Source organism: Streptomyces sp. NPDC001443 (assembly GCF_053597355.1).
In genome coordinates this window covers 344,156-348,814 of record NZ_JBSFIA010000001.1, presented here as the reverse complement: position 1 = coordinate 348,814, position 4,659 = coordinate 344,156, and the positions used below count along the sequence as shown (strand labels likewise).

Annotated in this window: 3 protein-coding genes; 1 reads left to right on the top strand and 2 read right to left on the bottom strand. The window is 71.6% G+C overall.

Going from position 1 to position 4,659, the window contains the following annotated elements:
* The coding region (locus tag ACWC24_RS01515; RefSeq protein WP_450660787.1) for a hypothetical protein at positions 1 to 670 on the top strand (670 nt) is incomplete at its 5' end.
* Between the two features lie 155 nt (positions 671 to 825).
* Here ACWC24_RS01515 and ACWC24_RS01510 read toward each other — a convergent pair.
* Both ACWC24_RS01510 and ACWC24_RS01505 read right to left on the bottom strand, forming a co-directional pair.
* Complete coding sequence (locus ACWC24_RS01510; RefSeq protein ID WP_450660786.1) at positions 826 to 2,799, bottom strand: TIGR03960 family B12-binding radical SAM protein; 1,974 nt, start codon at positions 2,797 to 2,799, stop codon at positions 826 to 828.
* A 99-nt stretch (positions 2,800 to 2,898) separates the two neighbouring features.
* Positions 2,899 to 4,464 (bottom strand): CYTH and CHAD domain-containing protein, encoded by a 1,566-nt coding sequence (locus ACWC24_RS01505; protein WP_450660785.1) that lies wholly within the window; start codon positions 4,462 to 4,464, stop codon positions 2,899 to 2,901.
* Between the last annotated feature and the right edge of the window lie 195 nt (positions 4,465 to 4,659).

Below are 4,659 nucleotides of genomic sequence, written 5' to 3'. Positions count from 1 at the left end.
GTCCACCGGAACGGGCACCACCGGAGCCACCGGAGCCACGGGCGCCACCGGAGCCACCGGAGCCACAGGCGCCACCGGAACGGGCACCACCGGAGCCACCGGAGCCACGGGCGCCACCGGAGCCACCGGAGCCACAGGCGCCACCGGAACGGGCACCACCGGAGCCACGGGCGCCACCGGTGCCACGGGCGCGACGGGCGCAACAGGCGCGACGGGCGCCACGGGTGCCACGGGTGCGTGCGCCGACATCGACGCGCAGCAGGACGAGAACGACTTCGAGCTGCGGGTCGCGCTGTCCGGCACCAAGACCTTCGCGGGCATCCGTGACCTCACGGGCAGCACCACCCACCCGTTCCTGTGGACCGATCTCAGCACCCACGCCAACTACCCGCAGGGCGGCGTGGACAGCGAGGGCAACCCCGTCGGCTTCGTCTGCGGGACCTCCATCAACGGACACAGCGCCAACGCCGGAGAGCCCATCAAGTTCGACGTCATCACGACCGTGGGCCAGGTCTGGGAGACCACCTGCGTAGCGGTCAAGTCCACCCAGCCCGACGCCACCCTGAACTGCAACGACTCCAGTGGCGTCCCCAACCCCTGGCTCAGGGTCGACCGTCAGCCGCTCGCCGGCGCCACCAACGGCGGCAGCACCGTCCCTCCCACCGAGTAACCGGCACCGCACACAGCCGGCGGCCCTTCCCTCAGCGGCCTGACCGGTAAGCCGAAGGGGTGCCCGAAGGATCAGCAGACCCTTCGGGCACCCCTCGCGTCATTCGGTGCCCGAGCCCAGTGCCCGTGCTCGGCACCCGTGTTCAGTGCCCGGACTCAGTGGGCATGCTCGTGTCCGCTCCCCGCGGGCTGCTTCACCGTCAGCGGCAGCAGCTTCTTGCCCGTGGGACCGATCTGGATGCTCGTGTCCATTGCGGGACACACCCCGCAGTCGAAGCACGGGGTCCAGCGGCAGTCCTCGACCTCCGTCTCGTCGAGGGCGTCCTGCCAGTCCTCCCAGAGCCAGTCCTTGTCCAGGCCCGAGTCCAGGTGGTCCCAGGGCAGGACCTCCTCGTAGGTCTTCTCGCGCGTGGTGTACCAGTCGACGTCGACACCGAAGGCGGGCAGCGTCTTGTCCGCGCAGCGCATCCAGCGGTCGTAGGAGAAGTGCTCGCGCCAGCCGTCGAAGCGGCCGCCGTCCTCGTAGACCGCGCGGATCACGGCGCCGATCCGGCGGTCGCCGCGGGAGAGCAGGCCCTCGACGATGCCGGGCTTGCCGTCGTGGTAGCGGAAGCCGATCGAGCGGCCGTACTTCTTGTCGCCGCGGATCTTGTCGCGCAGCTTGGTGAGGCGGGCGTCCGTCTCGTCGGCGGAGAGCTGCGGCGCCCACTGGAAGGGCGTGTGGGGCTTGGGGACGAAGCCGCCGATCGAGACCGTGCAGCGGATGTCGTTCTGGCCGGAGACCTTGCGGCCCTCGGCGATCACGTTCATCGCCATGTCGGCGATCTGCAGAACGTCCTCGTCGGTCTCCGTGGGCAGACCGCACATGAAGTACAGCTTCACCTGGCGCCAGCCGTTGCCGTACGCGGTGGAGACCGTGCGGATCAGGTCCTCCTCCGAGACCATCTTGTTGATGACCTTGCGCATGCGCTCGCTGCCGCCCTCCGGCGCGAACGTCAGGCCGGACCGGCGGCCGTTGCGGGTCAGCTCGTTCGCCAGGTCGACGTTGAAGGCGTCCACCCGGGTGGAGGGCAGGGAGAGGCCGATCTTGTCTTCCTCGTAGCGGTCCGCCAGGCCCTTGGCGATGTCACCGATCTCCGAGTGGTCCGCGGAGGACAGCGACAGCAGGCCGACCTCCTCGAAGCCGGTCGCCTTCAGGCCCTTCTCGACCATCTCGCCGATGCCCGTGATGGAGCGCTCGCGCACCGGGCGGGTGATCATGCCCGCCTGGCAGAAGCGGCAGCCGCGGGTGCAGCCGCGGAAGATCTCCACCGACATCCGCTCGTGCACGGTCTCGGCGAGCGGGACCAGCGGCTGCTTGGGGTAGGGCCACTCGTCCAGGTCCATCACCGTGTGCTTCGACACGCGCCACGGGACGCCGGACCGGTTGGGGACCACGCGGGCGATCCGGCCGTCGGGGAGGTACTCGACGTCGTAGAACGCCGGGATGTACACCGAGCCGGTCTTCGCCAGGCGGAGGAGGACCTCCTCGCGGCCGCCGGGGCGACCCTCCGCCTTCCACTCTCGGATGATCTTCGTCATGTCGAGGACGGCCTGCTCGCCGTCGCCGATGATCGCCGCGTCGATGAAGTCCGCGATCGGTTCCGGGTTGAAGGCCGCGTGCCCGCCCGCCAGCACGATCGGGTCGTCGAGCGTACGGTCCTTGGACTCCAGCGGGATGCCCGCGAGGTCCAGGGCGGTGAGCATGTTCGTGTAGCCCAGCTCCGTGGAGAAGGACAGGCCGAACACGTCGAACGCCTTCACCGGGCGGTGGCTGTCCACCGTGAACTGCGGGACGCCGTGCTCCCGCATCAGCGCCTCCAGGTCCGGCCACACGCTGTACGTGCGCTCGGCGAGGACGCCGTCCTGTTCGTTGAGCACCTCGTAGAGGATCATGACGCCCTGGTTGGGCAGTCCGACCTCGTAGGCGTCCGGGTACATGAGCGCCCAGTGGACGTCGCACGACTCCCACGGCTTGACCGTGGAGTTGAGCTCTCCGCCGACGTACTGGATCGGCTTCTGCACGTGCGGGAGCAGAGCTTCGAGCTGCGGGAACACAGACTCGGCAGCCGCGGCGGTTTCCGTAGGCATCTCGCGAACCTTCGTGAGCTGGCTGGGACTACCCCCGGCCGGAGGGCTGGGGGAGGGTGGCCATCAAGCCTAACGCGGACCGGGAGGTCCCCCGTACGCTCAGACGGCCGTATCCTCCTTGATCCCCTGCCAGGTCCCCGGCAACTCCCGCTCCACGTCGGCCGCCCGCCGCTCCTCGCGTCCGTAGAGCACGCCGTAGGTGAAAGAGCTCTCACCCGCCGCGTGCGCCACGGCGGACAGCTCGCGCAGGGTCCGGCGGGCCATGACGCTGTCCTGGTGGTCGCCGAGCATGGTCTGGAGCGACTTCATCGACTTGACCAGGCCGGATGCCGGGTCGCCGAGGGCGGGTACGGCCGTCTCCGCCGCGTACCTGGTCCGCTTGGTCTTCTTGCGGGCCTCGTGCAGGGCGAGGTCCCGGTCCTGGCCGGGCGCCAGCCCGAGCGCCGTCTCGACCAGGGCGCCGACCCGGCCGAAGTCCTTGCGTACGGCCCGGGCGAGCGTCGGAGCCGGCTCGGCGGCGGCCGCCTTGCGCAGCGGCGGGGCGTCGATCAGCGCGTCCAGCGTGTCGAGCAGCGCCAGATACCGCTTGGAGTCCAGGACGCCGATGAGCCGGCGGCGCGAGCCGCCGCGCCGGGCGCGCGCCCAGGTGCGCAGCCGGGTGCGGACCGGGCCGGAGAGCAGGGTGCGGGGCAGGCCGTCGAGGGCGGCCGTCAGGTGTTCGGTGAGCACCTCGCGGTCGCGGTCCACGCCCAGCTCGCCGGCGAGCCACTTCAGTTCCTCGCCGATCGGGTCGGTGACCGTGCGGTCGAGGATCCTGCCGTAGGAGCGGAAGGCGCTGCGCAGTCGTCGGGTGGCGACGCGCATCCGGTGCACGGAGTCGAAGGCGTCCTGGCGGACGGCCGGGTCGAGGGCGACGAGCGCGTCGCGCTGGGCGGTGACGTAGGCGAGGACGTGGTCGCCGGCCGTCACGGGCGCGTCGGGCGGGTTCCCGCGCCCGGACCGCGGCTTCCCGGCCTTGGCGCCCTTCCCGTTCTTGCCGTTCTTGCCGTTCTTGCCCGTCCCGGCCCGTGGGGCGGTCTCCGCGAGGGCCCGGGCCAGCTTCGACGTGGACTTCGACGGCCGTACGCCCGCCCTGCGCAGGCGCTTCTCCACCGTGTCGAGGAAGGCGGGGTCGCCGCCGTCCGCGAGTTCCACCTCGATCTCGGTCCACTGGGCGCTGCCGTCGCCCCCGAGGAGCCGGTCGGCGCGTACGGCGTCGACGCCGGCCTCGGCGAGCAGCCGGCCGTCCGCGTCGACGAGGTCGCGGACATCGCGTTCGGAGCGCAGGCGCACCACGGGCAGCAGCGCGGTGTCGCGGACGCGGGAGCGGACGAGGGCGGCGAGGGCGGGCGGGACGGTGTCGGCGAGCGGGGCCCGGATCTCGTCCCGGACGTCGGGGGCCACGGGGAACTTCAGGTGCCAGCCGGCGTCGGAGCCGCCGGTGCGGCGGCGCAGGGTGATCGAGGCGGCGGCCAGCCGCAGGTCCGCCGTGTCGTAGTAGGTCGCGTCCAGGCGCGCGACGCCCTTGTCGAGTACGGCCGCGACGCCGGCGACGCCGGTCAGGTCGGGCAGGCCGCTGTCGTCGGACTCGTACTTCCGCTCGATCTCACGCTTCGTGTCCGCCATGAACCGAATCTAGTGCCAGTCGGGGCCGGGCGGCAGAGGGCGTCGAAGGTGAATCGGCGGAGGAATCCGTCCGGCGACACGGTGAAGCAGGACGAGGGCGAGAGCCGGGACGAACGCCGGGGCAGGGCCCGAGGCGAAGCCCGGAGCGGAGGCCGGGGCAGGGCCCGAGCCGGGGGCGGAACACGGCGGGGGCGG